Here is a 16,634-nt window from a genome sequence, read left to right as displayed (position 1 = left end):
AAGGTTCGAGCCCCTCGGACCTACAGCCCCGCATGGAGGGCTGAACGCGAAGTTGGTCCGCAACAGGGTCCGACTCGCAAAACGGCGGAGAAACTGAGTCAATTACACTGCCAGACTGGAAATTGGAGATTGAATGACGGAGATCGGAGGACATCTCGACCAAGTCTGCGCGGCAAGTCAGGGCTTGCGTGAGAAGGAACCGAAAACGTGAAAGCAGATCAGTCCACGAGGTCCGTTGCTGCCGCGGCGCTCGTGCTGGGAGACTCTCCCACCGGCTTACGTCGTCTGCTCACGCGGATTCCGTCAACGCAGGTACCTTGCTTTGACGCCCAGCGCACGCAATGCACAGCGCGGATCTACCTGAATGCATTCCTACTTTCAACATGCGCTTCCGCAGCTCGTTTTGGATACCACATACCCGCGCTGAGTCCAGCGCACAGACCGCTTTCGTTATCAGCAAGTGAAGCAGCGAATGATTGGGATGGCGGCTCGCGCGACGTGTGCCGGCCGTGTCTGCTTCGCATTTGGCGCCCGTTCAACACGAGCCCCGCAACGCAGTTCGTGCGACGCCCGCTTGGGAGACACACATTGAATCAAGTAAGGATTGCCGATGGCCACCACATGGTCACTCGTTCCGCAGACCTCTGCGCGCCGAGCGAGCGCCCGAGCTTTGCTGGCCAGTGGCGACACCCCAAACAAAAAAATCACCCATTCACACGTAAATGAATCATCATCCATCGAGGCTAGGTCGCACCATTAAAACTTAACCGATGAAATTGTAGATTACGTGGGACGGGGGATCATGGGACCCTCTCTAATCCAATCAATCGAGCCAACAAATCATGAAAAATTTTCTTGTAGGCAGTATGGGCCGCCTTGCTAGCTTCGTAACCTGCGAGGGCGATACGAGCATCTCTGCCAAGCGGATGCTTGACTATCTGCTCCTTATATTCGGGCTTTTTCTACCGCCAATTGCCTTTGGAGGAACCTATCCCGATCGGCCAGTCACTCTGATTGTCGGTTCCAGTGCCGGAAGTTCGATTGACTTTGTCGCTAGAACATATAGTCAGTACCTATCCGAGCATCTTGGTCAAGCTGTTATTGTGCAAAACCGACCAGGTGCAAACGGAGAGATTGCGACGTCAGTCGCCGCCAGATCCAAACCAGATGGCTATTCACTTCTCATCATGGGCAACAACAATTTAATCCAGCAGGAGGTTGGCCGATCCCAATACAATGTTTTAAAGGACTTTTCTCCCATCTCTCTGTCAGGCAGAGCGCCTTGGGTACTGTCGGTTTCGGCGACCTCTCCCTTTCACTCAATCAAAGACGTTGTTGACTACGCCCACAAAGAGCCTGGCAAATTGACGTATGTGAGCATTGGAGGGGGATCCATACCCGAATTTCTTGGGGAGGCGTTCGCAAGGAGTGGAAATTTCCGCCTCCTTCCGGTTCCCTATTCGTCCACTTCTGATGCGAAGACGGACGTGCTGACGGGACGCGTTGCTCTGTGGTTTACTTCGCTAGCGACCGTTCTCGCAATGCAGAAATCAGGACAAGTGCGCGCGCTAGGAGTCGCTGGAGAATCGCCGCCGGATGAGATGAAAAACGTCCCCACCATGAAGCAGGCAGGCTACGAGTCGCTGGACGTTGAGTCGCTGTACTTTTTCCTGGCCCCGACAGGGACGCCACCAGAAGTCATCAGCCGTTTGAACAAAGAGATCAACAATGCCCAGACAGACCAGACTGTAATAAAGAGGCTCGGACTCCAAGGGGTGTTTCCACGCGGAGGCGACGTAAGTGAGACCATTCAAGCGATCAAGAATGACATTTCCAGATGGGACACGGCGATCAAAGCTGCTCCGAAACATTGACCTCCGTCGCCCGATGATCCGCCAGAACCCACTGGTGCCCATGCGGATGCGACACGCGACACACCGGGGGTACTACGGACGGGTGCCTGTCCGTTTGAGCACTGTCAACGGAGCCGGAAAAATGCCAGGCGGTATCCGTTGCCACCAAGCTTGCAGTTATCCGTCGCATCAAACAAGATCGGGAAACTCGCGCTCAATCGTCACTACGGCTGGTTCGAGGCTGGCCCGCTTGCTTAAGATAATAACGTTGCAAGCGTAATAAATGAGTGTGCATTTCAGCGGCGGCGGCAACTGCATCGCGTGCTCTCAGGTGCGCCAGAAGGTGGCGCCTGAGAGGCATTACAGAGCGGTCCGTCATTGGAACCATGTCCTTCCCAAATTCGTGCGTCAAGTTAATCACCGTCGCTGTGAGTGTGGCGAGTAGCGGATTGCGCGTCATGCGAGCCAGCTTGCGGTGAAACTCGAGATTGAGTTCCGTGCGTAACTTGGTATTGCCCTGTCGAACCGCCTGTTCCGCAGCGACAACATTGGCTTCAAGGTCATCGATTTCTTCCTCAGTAGCACGCAAGCACGCTAGGCGCGCCACTTCGACGCCAATGATGACACGTACCTCAGTCAGATCCGATGGCGAAATTGTGCTCAAATGGAAAAGGTCACTCACCGCAACATTGATTGCGTCGCTACCGCCGCCTTTAACAAAGGCCCCACCGGCTTGTCCCTTCCGTATTTCCAGCAACCCCATATGGGCGAGCGACTTGAGTGCTTGTCGAATGCTGTTCCGGCTGACCTGAAATTGCGATTCCAGTGCACGCTCTGACGGCAATCTATCACCGATTTTAAGCAGTTGGGATGAAATACGTTCGCGGATTTGCGCCGCAATTTCGACTGCTGGACTGTTGCCCATCACGGGTTCGAACTCGAGCGAACTCTTCGGAACCGTTTCTGGTTTGTGTTTCGGAGACATGATAACTTTGATTGAAGCACTAGCATTAAATGGGTAAATCAGCCCCGAAAAACTGATTTCGCTCACCGAGAAGAGGGTAAGACGCCTTTGATCATGATCATATTGCTTTGACGGGTATCCGCATCATCTGCCGAAGGCTCCAACACTGAGCTGGATCCCCAAGCAAGCTATCGCGCGCGGCATTTAGTAGGATATTGAAACCTACCGCACACGGCAACAGGTTGAGTGTATCGCCTTCCTGACCTTTGGGTCAGCGCTGCATTCTGGGATCGATTGTCCGCACCAGGCGTGCGCAGTAGCGACCACCTCCAATTGTATTGGACAAAGTGGCAGCAACGGGGACGCCTCGGAGGGTGCAGACCGCTCGTAAACTACCTGGTGTCGGTACAGACGTGAAGACGTGTTCGCCAGCACACCCGGGCAGACGAAGCCGGATGGGCCTGAGCTAAGCCAGAAGTGCTTCGCAAGTCCTGAAAATCTGTCGCAAGGACATTCGCCAGAATCTACGGGAAGACGGCAGTCTGAACGATGTCCTGCGGTTATTTTGCTGACGCCAACTGATCAAAACCGGCTTCACGATTCGCTTCCGGGCTTGTCAGATGCTCGCCAACCATTTCGTCGATGGTTTCCAGGTAGCGTTGCGCGTCGAGCGCGGCCATACAACCCGTGCCGGCGCTGGTGATCGCCTGACGGTACACGTGGTCCTGCACGTCGCCCGCAGCGAAGACGCCCGGCACGCTGGTGGCGGTCGCGAAACCGTTCAGGCCGCCCTTGGTGATGATGTAGCCGTTCTTCATCTCCAGTTGGCCCGCGAAAATGTCGGTGTTCGGCTTGTGGCCGATCGCAACGAACAGACCCTGCAGCGCGAGGTCCGTGGTTTCAACGGTTTGCGTGTGCTTGATGCGCAGGCCGGTCACGCCGGACTGGTCGCCGGTGACTTCGTCCAGCGTGTGGTTCCACTTGATCTCGACGAGGCCTTCTTTCTCTTTGGCCAGCAAACGGTCGATCAGGATCGGCTCGGCGCGGAACTTGTCGCGGCGATGGATCACCGTCACCTTCTTCGCGATGCCGGACAGATAGAGGGCTTCCTCGACTGCGGTATTGCCGCCGCCGATCACGGCCACATGTTGTTGCTTGTAGAAGAAGCCGTCACAGGTGGCGCAAGCGGACACGCCCTTGCCCATGAAGGCTTCTTCGGATGGCAGGCCGAGATACTGAGCCGATGCGCCGGTCGAGATGATCAGCGAGTCGCAGGTATATTCGCCCGAGTCGCCGATCAGGCGGATCGGCTTCTCATCCAGCTTGGCCGCGTGGATGTGGTCGAAAATGATTTCGGTGTTGAAGCGCTCGGCGTGCTCCAGGAAGCGCGCCATCAGTTCCGGGCCTTGCACCCCGTTGGGGTCCGCCGGCCAGTTTTCAACGTCGGCGGTGGTCATGAGCTGACCGCCCTGGGCTAGGCCCGTGACGAGCACCGGCGACAGGTTGGCGCGCGCTGCGTAGACCGCCGCCGTGTAGCCGGCGGGACCGGAACCGAGAATAAGAACTTTAGCGTGTTTTGTGATCAAGGAAATATCCAGGAGGTCAATGTCAGATCAGCGTCCTCACGGCTAGGGATCGGTAACTTCGTGAGTTCGCTCGTATTCGCTAGAGGCCGCCCGTCACGTCGAGGGTAGTCCCCGTTATGAAATCGGAGTCCGACGAGGCAAGAAAGCAGATGACCCTTGCCTGGTCCTCCGGTGTCGCAATCCGTCCCAAAGGGATGGCACTAACCACTGCTTTTCGCCCCTCCTCGCCTCGACTATTCCATGATTCCTGCATGCGCTCCGTGGCGGTAAAGCTCGGCGCGACGGTGTTGACATTGATGCCGAATTCGGCGACCTCGAACGAAAGTTTCTTCGTGAAGGCGACAATCCCTCCCTTGGCGGCAGCGTAGGCAACGCTGCTCGGCGCCAAACCGCGCCAGGCGATGGACGAAATGTTGACAATCTTTCCGCCCCCTTGCCGTTTCATGTGTGGCACCGCCTCATGACAAAAGAGAAAAGTAGCGTCCATATTGAACGCGACCAGCTTTTGCCACTCCTCGAACGCCAACTCCTCTACTTTCGCCAAAGGCTTGGAAACGACCGTGCTTCCACCCACGCCATTGACAAGGATATCGATGCGGCCAAACCTGGCCACGGTTTCTTGAACCGCCTCCTTTACTGCCTTGGGATCTAGTGCATTGCATGCAATACCCATTGCCCGTCCACCGGACGAATCAAGACTAGCCGCAACCGAACATAATCGCTGCTCATCGCGGGCCACCAAAACGACCGACGCACCTTCCCGGAACATAATCTCGGCTGTTGCTTTCCCAATTCCCGCACTGCCAGCCGTGACGAGCGCAACCTTGCCCTTGAATCGCATTGACTCATCCGAAGTGTTGTTAGCGTTCCAAGCAAGCACTTCGCGAACGCCTAGCGGTAGACCCAAATTGGGTGACCCATTCATTGAACACCAGAGCGGCGGCGATTGTCAAGCCTGGAGGAGTCGATTTGCTTTGCGAGACAAACAAACCTACCGCGGTTGGGCGATGACCGGGAATCACCGAACATCGGCATCAAGGCTTGCAGGGCGCGAGCATGAGCTCACGCGCAAGTGCATCGAAACAGATAACTCGGGATGGTGATCGCCGGTTACGCTAGATCTGGTCGAGCGAAATTTTTCCGCGAGTTGCCTGAATACCTCAGCCTTCAGGCAGATCGCAGGCAAACCCCGGACCTGTAGTGTTGTAACAGATGCACTGGCTCGAAGGGCCTGGAAGGTTTGCGAATAAGGGAGTGAGTGGACCGGTCCCGAGTACGGCGCGCCTCATCATCACGACAGCAACGTGGCAGTCAACATTTTCGCGGCACGACGTCGCCGTCTAGCAGTACGTATCCCCGTCATTTCCGCACTCAGCACGGCAGCCAAAGGCTGAGGGCGCAGACAACGTCAAGAAGTAAAGGCATTTGCCGTTTTTAATCAACCTCAGCCCAATTTGGCCTGATAGTAGCGTCGAAGCATATCGAGATATTGCTCCATCTCCGTCACCGCGCTGTCCGCGTCACGGGCTTCGATATGCTTGAACATTTTCTTCCTGAATAGCGCGCTCTGCTTTGGATTCCGCAAGCCGGCCGCCTTGACCATCTGGTCGTTCAATTCGATAACTGCATCAGTCAGAACGACCAGCGCGGGGTTCTGCGTGGCCTTCGCCAATAAACGATGGAACTCGAAACTCAGTCGCGTCCAGCGTTCAACTTCTCCCGCTTTGACCGCAGCTTCGGTTTCTTCCATATTTCTGGCTAGAGCTTCCAGATCCCCATAGGTGCGCCGCTCTGCGGCAAACCGAGCGGTAGCCACGCCGATCACAATTCTGGCTTCGCCCAGATGTTGCGCCTTCACAAGCCCGAGAGAAACGAGATCGGACATGCCCGTACGTACCACACCACCATAGCCGCTTGCCACAAATGCGCCGCCACCTGGCCCCCGACGCAAAACTAGAAGTCCCGCGTTCTCCAGCGAACGAAATGCCTCACGCACGGTGTTTCGACTCACGCCGAATTGCTCGGCAAGCTCTCTTTCGCTTGGAAGGCGGTCACCTGCCTTGCGCCGACCATCGGCGATACTAATTCGAATATCGTTAGCTATCCGCTCGAAGAAGCGCTTGTGAGCTGAAGGGTCAGCAAACGCAGCCTCACCCGCTTTTGCAGTGCCTGTTTCTTTGGAAGTTGTCGGAGAGGAAGTTCGTGGCATTTAATCATGATACCTGTGGCTTGGGTATACCGCAAGATGCTAACATGAAGCTGCGAAAACAAACGTATTGTGCCCTTCCTATATATCCTCTGTGACGGCGTAAAAAGTCGAACAATCTCTCGATAATCCCTCTGAGAATTACTCAAAATATCTCAGATATTAAAGACATACGATAAGAGAAGATTTGGCATTTCCCATTTATATCGGTTTGGTGAAATCCATCGGAAAATCGAAAAACATATTAGTGAGTATCAAGCATTTATCCGCATCGCACTTGTCGCCGCTCTGCTGCATCCATTTCGTCGCAAGAAAACTCCACAAGATGCAATCCAACATAATTCCCCAGATAGTGGAGCCATTTTCCTTTGCGACGCATAGTCACTTCCTTGCGAATATCAGGCAACATCGCCCCTAAACTGTAATTTGCTATCGTCGTGCACGCCTCGGTCGAAACGCTATACCACTCTATGGACCAACGGCTGACCCAGCACTTCATTTCCGAACCTATCCTTAAGGTGGAGAATCCATACCGGCACGGTACCGATTCGCAACCACGCGCGACACATGCCGAACAAATGCTCTCATCCAACGCTGCGATAATCGGGAACAGCAACTACTCGTCCAGATCTCGACAGGATTGCCCGTTACCGTCCGCGCCTGAAACGCAAGGTCAGCCCCACCAAATGACGTCGACATCAGCGCTCGCCCACGCTCTCTGTTGGCACCCCACCCCTCCAAAGTTCACCATTGCCAGCAAACGTGGCTGCCGAACGGATACACTGTTTTCTGGTGTCGCGGTAACTTTCACAACAAGTGGGCCCTGCAGTGCAACACCCTAGTGCACAGCCCGAGATTCAATACAGAGCCCAGACTACGAGACTGCGAGTTCAGCCCGGATTTGGGCCGCATGTTCATCAGCGAGCGGAGGTCGGCCCGCAGGCGCAATGTGCATATGATCGAACCAGGCCGGATACCGAACTGCGCGCATAGGACCAACAGGAGACGGAATCTCACTATAGATTCCGTTATGCAGAACCTGTGGGTCGCAAAGATGCTCATCCAAGGTCTTAACGGGCGCGACCGGCAGATCGAACGATTCGAACAATGCTAGCCAATGTGCACTGGGCTTTGTCGACAGAATCGCGTTAAGCTGCTTGTAGAAAAAATCAATCATCTCGACCGAGCTCTTCATTGCAAGCATCTCTGCCTTGATGTCCGGACGTTCGAGCGCCTTGAGCGTGCGTGAGAGTTGTGCGCCGCTGACCGGTGTAATCACAAGATATCCGTCGGCCGTCCGAACCAGGGGAGAAATGATAGGCGCCCAAGGGGCGACATCGCTCACGAAGGTGCGATGCTGGAACATGTCAGGGAAATTGAAGTACGCCATCACGTCAAGCATAGGCAGACTGACGTGGCTACCCTTGCCCGTGCGCTCGCGCTGATAGAGCGCGGCGAGCACCGCCTGGGCCCCGAATGCGGCTACAACCTTGTCTACCACCCAGTACGGCGCGACATCAGGCCTGCCATTGGGGCTGAGGAGATCAATCATTCCCGTATGCCCCTGAATCAGAGAATCGAACGCTGGCGCCTTGGCGAGAGGCCCACTTTCGCCAAAGCCGCTGATTGAGAGACGTACAAGCTGCGGATTCAAGGCCTGCACGACATCCTGCCCAAGACCCAGCGAGGCGGCCACATGTGGCCGCCAGTTCTCCACCATCACGTCCGCCTGCGTCAAAAGCTCACGCATCGTAGCCAAGTCGCCGGGATCCTTCAGGTTCAATACGATGCTACGCTTTCCTCGATTGGTGCTGGACCAAAGGGCACTCCAACCTCCGACCTGATGACCAAAGGTCCGGAAGCCATCGCCACCTGGCGGTTCGACCTTGATGACTTCGGCACCAAGGTCTGCGAGCATCGTGGACGAATACGGTCCCGAGACATAGCTCGACGACTCAACGACCCGGATGCCTGTCAGAGGGGCGACTCGGGACACTAGCCCCGCTTCATCGCCCGGCGTCTGTTCATTTGATGTATCCATTACCACACTATATGGGTCACCCAATGAATTGGTCAAGGAATTTTATCCCGGCGCAGCCTGAAATCCCTGGCCTTCAGGTCGGGGATGAAAGGCTCATGTAGACAGCGCAGCGTAAATCTTGTGTTTTTTAGGGAGATTGAAGGTGTGCCCATACGGACAAACAACCGTATCGACACATGACCTTCACCACTCGAGTCGGTCGCTTCAGACTTAAAGACAACCAGGCAGCGCTAATGCAGGAGCTTGCGCGTGAGGTCAATTTTGTCTGAACTTCGTGAACGAGCTTTCACTGAAGGGCGCGGAGCGCGAGCGCCGCCTCCTGTCGGACTACGACTTTCATCCGTTCACCAAAGGCGCGGGTAGGGCCGGACTAAGGCTGCATCCCCAGACGATCCAGGCCATCGACGATGAGATACGCGGTACTCGCAAGCAGGCGCGCAAAAACGAAAATGCGCTGGCGCGTCTCGTCAGGCGCACGTCGCTCCCTCGCCTGGATCCCGTTCAAGGCAAGCGCCGTCCACCATCGGTGCAGTGAAGTATGTATCGCGACACCGCCGGAGCAAGCATGCTGCTGCGGCGGGCGTTATTGCCCGTCGCGCGCAGAAGCTGACTGAACGTCCGCCACGCCCGAACGCGGTCGTCCGCTTTCCAGCGCACGGCAGTCATTACGCCCTTGAGCCGTCTGCAAGGAAAATTCGAGATTCGCGTGTGATCACCCTGCGCGGCATTCATGCAGTTGACAGAGGTTTTGGTGCGCGAGCAATAGATTGCCACCCAGAGTGGTTCGTCGCCCCACAGTGCGAGAGGCATCTCCGGTCGCCGCCGTAATGTTGCCCCTTAGCAAGAACAACCGCTCCCTCTCGCAAACACATCTGCATGTGCAGACTTGTACATCCTTGCGATAGCGGTCAATGTATAGGCCGGATCAATCCTGGCAGTGGTAATGTCCGCGATCAGCCGCCCAAAGCGGAGGCGGCTCTGCCCGCCAAGCCCATGGCCTGCTCGTGCACAGCATCGCCTCCCTGTTTGGCTGGCTTCAGAACAGGTGGTTCAAACCGATCGAAACGCCAGTGCTACGTCCTTTGCCGTAAGGGGACGTGCCAGGATTGGCAGCCGTGCCCCCCAATGTGGCGCTGCCGACGGACGAACCGCTGTACTTAACGGTGTCTACGTCAGCGTACAAATTGGTGCTCTTGGACAAGGCGTATGACCACGTCAAAATCAACAGATCCTGCTTGCCGTCAACGTCAGCGAGCGTGGCCGTGGTCACCGGCGCCGTCGTTCTGGTGTGGTACCAGCCGGCGCTCAGGCGCGTGTATGGCGTAACGTCACAGCCGCCACCTACCCAGAAGTTTTTGATGCGGGTTTCCGCCAGCGGGTCGTTCTTCTGCTGTTCATCCGAGTAACCGGCTGCTATCCGGACGATACCGAACGTATACGCTACACCTGCCGTCCAAGCCTTGTTTGTCTGGAAAGTACCCGCTGGAATGGCTAACGAGGCCACGTTGTAGGGGCTTGCACCAAGGTTACTCGAATTCGCACCCATTTTGCGCAAGGTATAGGCAGCACCCAACACAAGCGTGCCATCGGTATAGCTTAGTCCAGCTGCAGTTTCGGAGCCGCTACTGAGACTGCCGGCCACCCCACCCAACGCATGTTCCGCGCGAATCGTAAATGGACCAAATACACCGGTGTACTGAATATCACTGTCGTACCGGATTCCAGCAGATGGGCTAAATAAGCCAGTCGGTGTGAAGTTCGTGAACTTGTAGTTGATTGGTTCGTAAAGGCCGACCGTATACACCGCGATGGAAGCGTTGCGCCCTAAATCCAGAGAACCCCATGAGCCGCCAAGACCGACGAATGCTAACCGGTTGAACAAACGAGTTGGGTCTGCAGTAGCACCGTTGCTGCTATTCAAGCCCCCTTCCAGTTGGAAGTGCGCATTCATTCCGCCACCAAGATCTTCCACGCCCTTGAAGCCAAAGCGGTTAGGCTGGTATGTGCCGATCGAACCCAAGCTGACTTTACTCGCATCCGCTGTGGCAGCCGTTGTGCCAACGTTGTTCTGGAAGCGCAAACCAGCGTCAAATGTGCCGTAAAGAGTGACGCTGCTTTGTGCATGTGCGACGCCTTCGACGATTCCCCAAACTGCAAGTACGAGCGACGATTTTTTCATTGACTTATCTCCTATATATACATGACTACGAGCTACTGCCCGAAGCTGCCGCACCGCTCTCACTAAAATCGTCCAGTTAAGACTCGCTCGGAAATACTAAGACCAACCACGACTTGCCCCGACTGGACCACGTCGCACTCCTTGAGCCATTGCTTTCACTATCGACCGATGATTGCGGCTTTTCTTATTGCTGCCCCTACCTTCCAAAATTGACCAATAGGTTGCGGACAGAGGCAGTGTCGTCCAGACGCAGACGCAGTCCGCTAAATTCGGTCATCGGATACCCTGAAATACTTCCTCTCTGTCATCCTGGCTCCGAACCAGCATCTTGGGTGCACTATTGACAGTGCGTGAGTATCGTGGCGCCGGGGCGGGTTGTACTACGCCACCAATTTCAAGAAACAGATCACGAGCGACGTTGTGCTCATGAGTTGTCGCCTCACTCATCGAAAGGACCGGGGTGAAACACGTTTCGGTGTGTTCCAGGAGCCTGCACCACTCTTCTCGCGTTTTAGACTTAAAGATTCCGGCGAGCTTGAGTTTCATGCGAGGCCATGCACCTGAATCATGCTGGTTGTCAAACTCCGGATCTTCCGCAATACCGAGTCGCTCCCGAAGCAATGCATAGAACTGCGGTTCCACCGAGCCAAGTGCAATGTGCTTGCCATCCAACGTTTCATATGTCTCGTAAAAATGAGCACCGGTATCAAGAACGTTGACACCTCGTTCGTCACGCCAGGCGCCAGCAGCTCGAAGCGACCAGAGCATGCTCATCAGAAGAGCCGAACCGTCAATCATTGCGCAGTCGATCACCTGCCCCTCGCCGGTTGATCGGGCGTGGAGAATAGCGCTGACCATTCCAAACGCCAGCATCATGCCGCCGCCACCAAAGTCTCCAACAACATTGGCAGGAGGAGTTGGCTTCTCCCCTTCTCGTCCGAAAGCGTGAAGTGCGCCAGCGAGTGCTATGTAATTAATGTCGTGCCCGGGCGTGTGCGCATAGGGACCCTCCTGCCCCCAACCGGTCATCCTCCCGTAGACCAGTCTTGGATTGTCAGCGAGTAACACGTCCGGTCCAAGCCCGATTCGCTCCATCACTCCAGGGCGGAACCCCTCTACAATGCCGTCCGCCGATTGCGCCAACGTTCTTGCCTCTGCGACCCCCTCCGGAGTTTTCAAGTCGAGATACACGATACGCCGCGAACGGGAAAGTACATCTTTGCTCGGGTCCATCACTTCGTCGCGCCAGTCTCGCGTGCGGCGTGCAACCCTAATAACGTCAGCTCCGTTATCAGCGAGCATCATGCAAGCGAAAGGCGCTGGTCCAATCGCTCCAAATTCGATAATCCTGACGTTGGTCAGAGGACCAGCCATACGATTTTCTCCGGTTGTATATTCAATCCTGCATCGTGTCCGTTGGACAGAAACATCGCAGCGGCAGCTGACGAATCAGCACCGATTCCACTCATGCAACGACTTTCTTTTCGAACGCCGCGGATATTTCCTCATCGCTTCTCCCAACGCTCTCGAGGATTCGCCGAGTGTCCTCACCAAGTTTCGGTGCACGTCTGCGATATGTCGCCGGACACTTTTCAAACCTAATCGGGTACTTGAGTTGCCGTATCGTCCCTACATCCGGGTCGTCAAAGTCAAAAAAGGTCTGATTGTGCTTGACTTGAGGATCATCAAAAAACTCCGTCAGGTCATTGATGCGTCCGATCGGCACGTTGTGTTTCTCCGCCTCTTCTACAACGACGGCTGTCGCCATGCTTTTCGCGTTCGTTTTTACCTCTTGCCACATGGCTTCGTAGTTACTTCTGCGCGATCCGATATCCGCGAAACGCGGGTCGTTGAGCAGATCCTCTCGCCCGAAAAGTCGGCAAAGGCCCTCGAACTGCGGATTGGTGTGAATGTGGCCCATGACGTGACCATCCGACGTCTGAATAGGATGGTAAGTATTGATGGAGCGGTCACGCTCGACACCGGGTGCCTGAAAAAAATCGTTCACCATCAGGTCCGGGAGCATGAAAGCAGCATACGAATCTAGCAGCGACAGGGAGACCTTTTGCCCCTGACCTCCGTTTCGCTCCCTAAACACCAATGCAGCAAGAACCGCATTGGTAGCTGTGATCGATGTGACCTTGTCGACAATCGAATTGCGCACCGGCACAGGCTGTGCCTCGCTCCCCATTCCGGGCATCGTGCCGCTCATCGCCTGAATCACATGGTCGTAGGCGGGACGCGCCGAATACGGGCCGTCGACCCCGAAGCCGGATATGGACACATAGATAAGCCTAGGGTTCTCTTCGCGAAGGCTATCGTAGTCAAGCCCCAAGCGGGTCATCACGTCAGGGCGAAAGTTCTCGATAAGAACGTCCGAAGACAGCGCCAGTTCTCGCGCCAGCGCCTTGCCTTCGGGCGATTTCAGGTCGATCCCGATACTTCTTTTATTTCGATTGAAGAGAGCGAATCCTGCAGACAATCCGTTGTGACCCGGCTTTACCCCGCGCAACGGATCACCGGTGATTGGTTCGGCTTTGGTGACCTCTGCGCCAAGGTCGGCCAACATCTGGCCGGCGAAAGGGCCGGAAACCATTGTGGCGAACTCTACTACGCGAAGTCCACGGCAAGGTCCTGATAAAGTTTCTTCGGTGCTGATGTCCATTTCCATGCTCCATTCACTAGCAATCTGCTAGTCTTTCGTTATCTAGCATTCCTTACAGTTTTATTCGTAACTTTCCGGAACTAGCTTTCACCGTCAGTAGGTCGCCGCCATTCCACGCCGAGAGTTTCCGCCGTATGCTCACCTTGAGCACGTCCGGCCTCAGCGGCCAACCGGCGTCGGTCTGGGTCAAAGGGGTTGTTGCCGATTGCGTCCAGACTGCGCTCGTCGGGTGCGATGAGGAAGCTGTCAGTCGCCGCTGAAATCATGTCCAGTTCCTCACGGACAGCAATCCCTGACAAGCTTATCGGCATCGGCGAAATGACCAGACATTGGCCGAAGCGCACGGCAAGGTTCGCGTTCGTCGGTGATACACTGCCCCCGTCAATCCAGCGCCTGCCTCCCGCCTCAATGACAGGCCAAATTCCAGGAGCGGCGCCACTGGCGCCGACAGCATGAACGATGTCAATGCCGGACGTTTCGTCCAGTAAGTGCAGGCTTCCTGTATCTGCATCCACCGCGGTAAACCGCAGACGGTCGGACGGCCAATCGGTGCGGTCGAGGCGGTCACGCACGACGGCAAGACGTGTCGCGACGTCTATGGTTGACGCGTGAAGAGCAAATGCACCCATGCGTCGACCGGCTTCGCGGTCATCTCCTGCACATTCCCGAAGTATGGCGGACAAAGTTTCAATGAGGTCGGCCGAGAACACCGCAGGGACTTCCTGCACCAACGCAGAGAATTGGCGATCATACGCCCAAGAGATACCGCGCTCATCCATCAACGCGGTTGCCGCGAAAGCGCCAGCAGACGTGCCGATGATTTTGTCAACGCCACGAAGGTCAATGCCTTTTGAAATCAGACCGTGAAGTACGCCAATCTCCCAGGCGAGGCCGGTAACGCCCCCGCCCCCAAGAATCAGCCCACGAGTCTTCCCAGTGATCATCGGTGTCTCCTGCATCTCTTTTGTGAACGAGCGCGACGAACCGTGATTCAACGCGCTCGCGGAACATCGTTGATGAATTATTTGAGAATGAAGGCGTCCCGCTTCGGCTCGCGTGTCATCTTCCAGAAATCAACGTGGCGGTAAGGCGTAGGCAAGATCGGTCGACCCTTCTGATTCGTGTAGTAGGTGTGCGCACGTCGCTCCCAAGCCCAAACCGAACCTTGCATCGTCTCATCAATTTTCCGGTTGTGGTCCTCAAATGCTTCCTGAGTGACCTCGATGGACTTGGCGTCTTCCTCGACCAACATCTGCAGACACTCCATCGCGTAGTGGTTCACAACCTCCGCCATAAAGTTATGCCCACCGGCGTGTGCTGCCCCAGTATGCGGACCACAGTTCACGAACAGGTTCGGGAATTTCGGCACCATCCCACCTAGGTAAGTGGACGGGTTGTTGTCACGCCACTCGTCCGAGAGGCGCACGCCGCCGCGACCGATGACTTCGATCGGCGACAACCAATCCAGTGTCAGACCAGTTGCGTAGATGATGACATCCAGCTCGATCAATTTCCCGTCTGCGGTGAGGATCCCGTCCGGTACCACTCTGACAACCTTGCTTGTCTCGACGTCGACGTGCGGGAGGGTCAATGAATAGTAGAAACCTCCCGGTGCGAAATCGAACGGGTCCCGCACAATCCGCTTTCCAAGCGGCGCGTAGTTGGGCGTCATCTTGCGAGCGAGTTCAGTCCCTTCCCCAAAGCATGAGTTGAGGTAGTCCAGGAAGAACTGCATGGCCCGGTCGTTTGCCGGCGAGATGGACACGTGTGTCTTTGCCCATTCTGGTTCTGCACGTACGACGGGGTAGCCGAAGTTGTCGCTAAAGGACCAGTATGCTTTGAGACGGTCCCAATGCTGGAAGTAGGGCAAATTTTGTCGAGCCCATCGTTTATCCTCGCTCACGGCGCCATCACCAACCCGGTTTGGCGCAATCCACATTGGCTGGCGCATGAAGACGGTCAAATGACCGACTTCCTGAGCAATCTTGCCGATGACTTGCACGCCCGTGGCACCCGTGCCGATAATCCCAACCCGCTTTCCGCGAATATCGGCGTCATGCTTCCAGCGATTTGCGTGAATCGAAATGCCTTTGAACGTATCACGCCCCTGAAGGTCCGGATAAAGCGGGCGATTCAGGTGACCCGCGCAGGTCATCACCGATGTGGCACGGTATTTGGAAGTGTATCGGCCGTTCTTGACGACAGTGAGTTCCCACTCCTGCGCTTCGTCGATCCATTGAACCTTCAGCACCTCGCTATTGAACTCGATTCGATCAAGCATCTTGTGCTTGTAGACGAGACCTTCCATATAGTGGAAGTATTCGGGTCCTTTGGGATAATAGTTGCTCCACGACGGATTCATTTCGAAGGAGAGCGAGTAGTACATCGCCGGCGTATCTACTGCAACGCCGGGATAGTCGTTCATGCTCCACACACCTCCGACCTTGTCACTACTTTCAAAGATCCGGTACTTGAAGCCTCGGTCTGTGGCCTGGATGGCGGCAGCCACACCGGTCATTCCGGCGCCGATAATGGCAAGCTCAATGCGCTCAGTCGGATGCTTTCCGCTCTGCGGCAGCACTGGCAGAGGACGCACAAACCCTGTCTGTTCCAGAAACATATCCGCGTATTCAGGGTCGACAGGCTGACCCACAACGAGCGTCGCCATTCGGATGAACGTATCAATATCAAAGTCGTAACCCGATAGATACTCTTCCTGATCTCGTGTGTCCTTATCCAATCTCGAGACAGCGAGTTCAATCATTTCCTGACGAATATCTGGTGCAATCGTTGGCACGGTGGCTACACCGACAATTGTGTCGATAACCTTAACACCGCGTGCCAGTTCGCCTTTATCAGCGGCTTGCAAATGCGAACCATATCGATCGAGGAGTCCAGGATCTCGCGTGATGTGAACGAGCGCAGCCAACAAGAGCGACGGGTCGACATCGGCTAGGTATTTACGCAGTTCATCTGAGTCCAGGCGACGTCTCGGAGCGATGTGGGTAAAGGTTTCCTTGAGATTGCTCTTTGCGGACGTTTGGGGAACAGCAGCCATCTCGATTTCCTCTATACAGTTAGATCGGTTCATAAGGTTTCCTGCAGACGCATGGAAGAAGAGTCAAGATCACAAGGTACGC

The 16,634-nt window shown here is 55.6% G+C and carries 12 protein-coding genes; 2 read left to right on the top strand and 10 right to left on the bottom strand.

Going from position 1 to position 16,634, the window contains the following annotated elements; translation table 11 throughout:
* Nucleotides 1-842 precede the first annotated feature (842 nt).
* A complete protein-coding gene (locus tag P0D96_RS27280) occupies nt 843-1,874 on the top strand; it encodes a Bug family tripartite tricarboxylate transporter substrate binding protein (protein ID WP_408316464.1) in 1,032 nt (343 codons plus the stop codon).
* A 193-nt stretch (nt 1,875-2,067) separates the two neighbouring features.
* Here the strand turns inward: P0D96_RS27280 and P0D96_RS27275 are convergent, their stop codons facing one another.
* The 5 genes from P0D96_RS27275 to P0D96_RS27255 form a co-directional block, all read right to left on the bottom strand.
* Nucleotides 2,068-2,838, bottom strand: a complete 771-nt coding sequence (locus P0D96_RS27275) for a FadR/GntR family transcriptional regulator (protein WP_408316462.1) — start codon at nt 2,836-2,838, stop codon at nt 2,068-2,070.
* 539 nt (nt 2,839-3,377) lie between these two features.
* Complete coding sequence (trxB, locus tag P0D96_RS27270) at nt 3,378-4,409, bottom strand: thioredoxin-disulfide reductase (RefSeq protein ID WP_408316634.1); 1,032 nt, start codon at nt 4,407-4,409, stop codon at nt 3,378-3,380.
* Nucleotides 4,410-4,482: 73 nt separating this feature from the next.
* Nucleotides 4,483-5,244: an SDR family NAD(P)-dependent oxidoreductase gene (locus P0D96_RS27265; RefSeq protein WP_408316460.1), complete on the bottom strand. Its 762-nt coding sequence runs from the start codon at nt 5,242-5,244 to the stop codon at nt 4,483-4,485.
* Nucleotides 5,245-5,847: 603 nt separating this feature from the next.
* The gene (locus P0D96_RS27260) at nt 5,848-6,612 is read right to left on the bottom strand and encodes a FadR/GntR family transcriptional regulator (RefSeq protein WP_408316458.1); all 765 of its coding nucleotides are present in this window, start codon (nt 6,610-6,612) and stop codon (nt 5,848-5,850) included.
* An 871-nt stretch (nt 6,613-7,483) separates the two neighbouring features.
* Complete coding sequence (locus P0D96_RS27255) at nt 7,484-8,650, bottom strand: CaiB/BaiF CoA transferase family protein (protein ID WP_408316456.1); 1,167 nt, start codon at nt 8,648-8,650, stop codon at nt 7,484-7,486.
* A 274-nt stretch (nt 8,651-8,924) separates the two neighbouring features.
* On the opposite strand from P0D96_RS27255, the gene P0D96_RS27250 reads away from it, so the two are divergent.
* The gene (locus P0D96_RS27250) at nt 8,925-9,185 is read left to right on the top strand and encodes a hypothetical protein (protein WP_408316454.1); all 261 of its coding nucleotides are present in this window, start codon (nt 8,925-8,927) and stop codon (nt 9,183-9,185) included.
* A gap of 501 nt (nt 9,186-9,686) precedes the next feature.
* Here P0D96_RS27250 and P0D96_RS27245 read toward each other — a convergent pair.
* From P0D96_RS27245 to P0D96_RS27225, 5 genes are all read right to left on the bottom strand, one after another.
* Complete coding sequence (locus tag P0D96_RS27245; protein WP_408316452.1) at nt 9,687-10,829, bottom strand: porin; 1,143 nt, start codon at nt 10,827-10,829, stop codon at nt 9,687-9,689.
* A gap of 273 nt (nt 10,830-11,102) precedes the next feature.
* Nucleotides 11,103-12,203 carry a CaiB/BaiF CoA transferase family protein gene (locus P0D96_RS27240; RefSeq protein ID WP_408316450.1) on the bottom strand — a complete coding sequence of 367 codons (1,101 nt, stop codon included), beginning with the start codon at nt 12,201-12,203 and terminating at the stop codon, nt 11,103-11,105.
* Between the two features lie 91 nt (nt 12,204-12,294).
* Complete coding sequence (locus P0D96_RS27235; protein WP_408316448.1) at nt 12,295-13,494, bottom strand: CaiB/BaiF CoA transferase family protein; 1,200 nt, start codon at nt 13,492-13,494, stop codon at nt 12,295-12,297.
* An 80-nt stretch (nt 13,495-13,574) separates the two neighbouring features.
* Nucleotides 13,575-14,489, bottom strand: coding sequence for a patatin-like phospholipase family protein (locus tag P0D96_RS27230; protein ID WP_408316446.1), 915 nt, complete (start codon nt 14,487-14,489; stop codon nt 13,575-13,577).
* A gap of 26 nt (nt 14,490-14,515) precedes the next feature.
* Nucleotides 14,516-16,585 (bottom strand): flavin-containing monooxygenase, encoded by a 2,070-nt coding sequence (locus tag P0D96_RS27225; protein WP_408316444.1) that lies wholly within the window; start codon nt 16,583-16,585, stop codon nt 14,516-14,518.
* Nucleotides 16,586-16,634 lie beyond the last annotated feature (49 nt).

Source organism: Paraburkholderia sp. RL17-347-BIC-D, assembly GCF_046027915.1.
Taxonomy (GTDB): domain Bacteria; phylum Pseudomonadota; class Gammaproteobacteria; order Burkholderiales; family Burkholderiaceae; genus Paraburkholderia.
This window is presented reverse-complemented; position numbering and strand designations above follow the sequence as displayed.

Bases quoted from the DNA above. Each gene is read 5' to 3' on its own strand.
- P0D96_RS27240 (WP_408316450.1), bottom strand. From the start codon at position 12,203: ATGGCTGGTCCTCTGACCAACGTCAGGATTATCGAATTTGGAGCGATT.
- P0D96_RS27235 (WP_408316448.1), bottom strand. From the start codon at position 13,494: ATGGACATCAGCACCGAAGAAACTTTATCAGGACCTTGCCGTGGACTT.
- P0D96_RS27260 (WP_408316458.1), bottom strand. From the start codon at position 6,612: ATGCCACGAACTTCCTCTCCGACAACTTCCAAAGAAACAGGCACTGCA.
- P0D96_RS27255 (WP_408316456.1), bottom strand. From the start codon at position 8,650: ATGGATACATCAAATGAACAGACGCCGGGCGATGAAGCGGGGCTAGTG.
- P0D96_RS27275 (WP_408316462.1), bottom strand. From the start codon at position 2,838: ATGTCTCCGAAACACAAACCAGAAACGGTTCCGAAGAGTTCGCTCGAG.
- P0D96_RS27280 (WP_408316464.1), top strand. From the start codon at position 843: ATGAAAAATTTTCTTGTAGGCAGTATGGGCCGCCTTGCTAGCTTCGTA.
- P0D96_RS27245 (WP_408316452.1), bottom strand. From the start codon at position 10,829: ATGAAAAAATCGTCGCTCGTACTTGCAGTTTGGGGAATCGTCGAAGGC.
- P0D96_RS27225 (WP_408316444.1), bottom strand. From the start codon at position 16,585: ATGAACCGATCTAACTGTATAGAGGAAATCGAGATGGCTGCTGTTCCC.
- P0D96_RS27265 (WP_408316460.1), bottom strand. From the start codon at position 5,244: ATGCGATTCAAGGGCAAGGTTGCGCTCGTCACGGCTGGCAGTGCGGGA.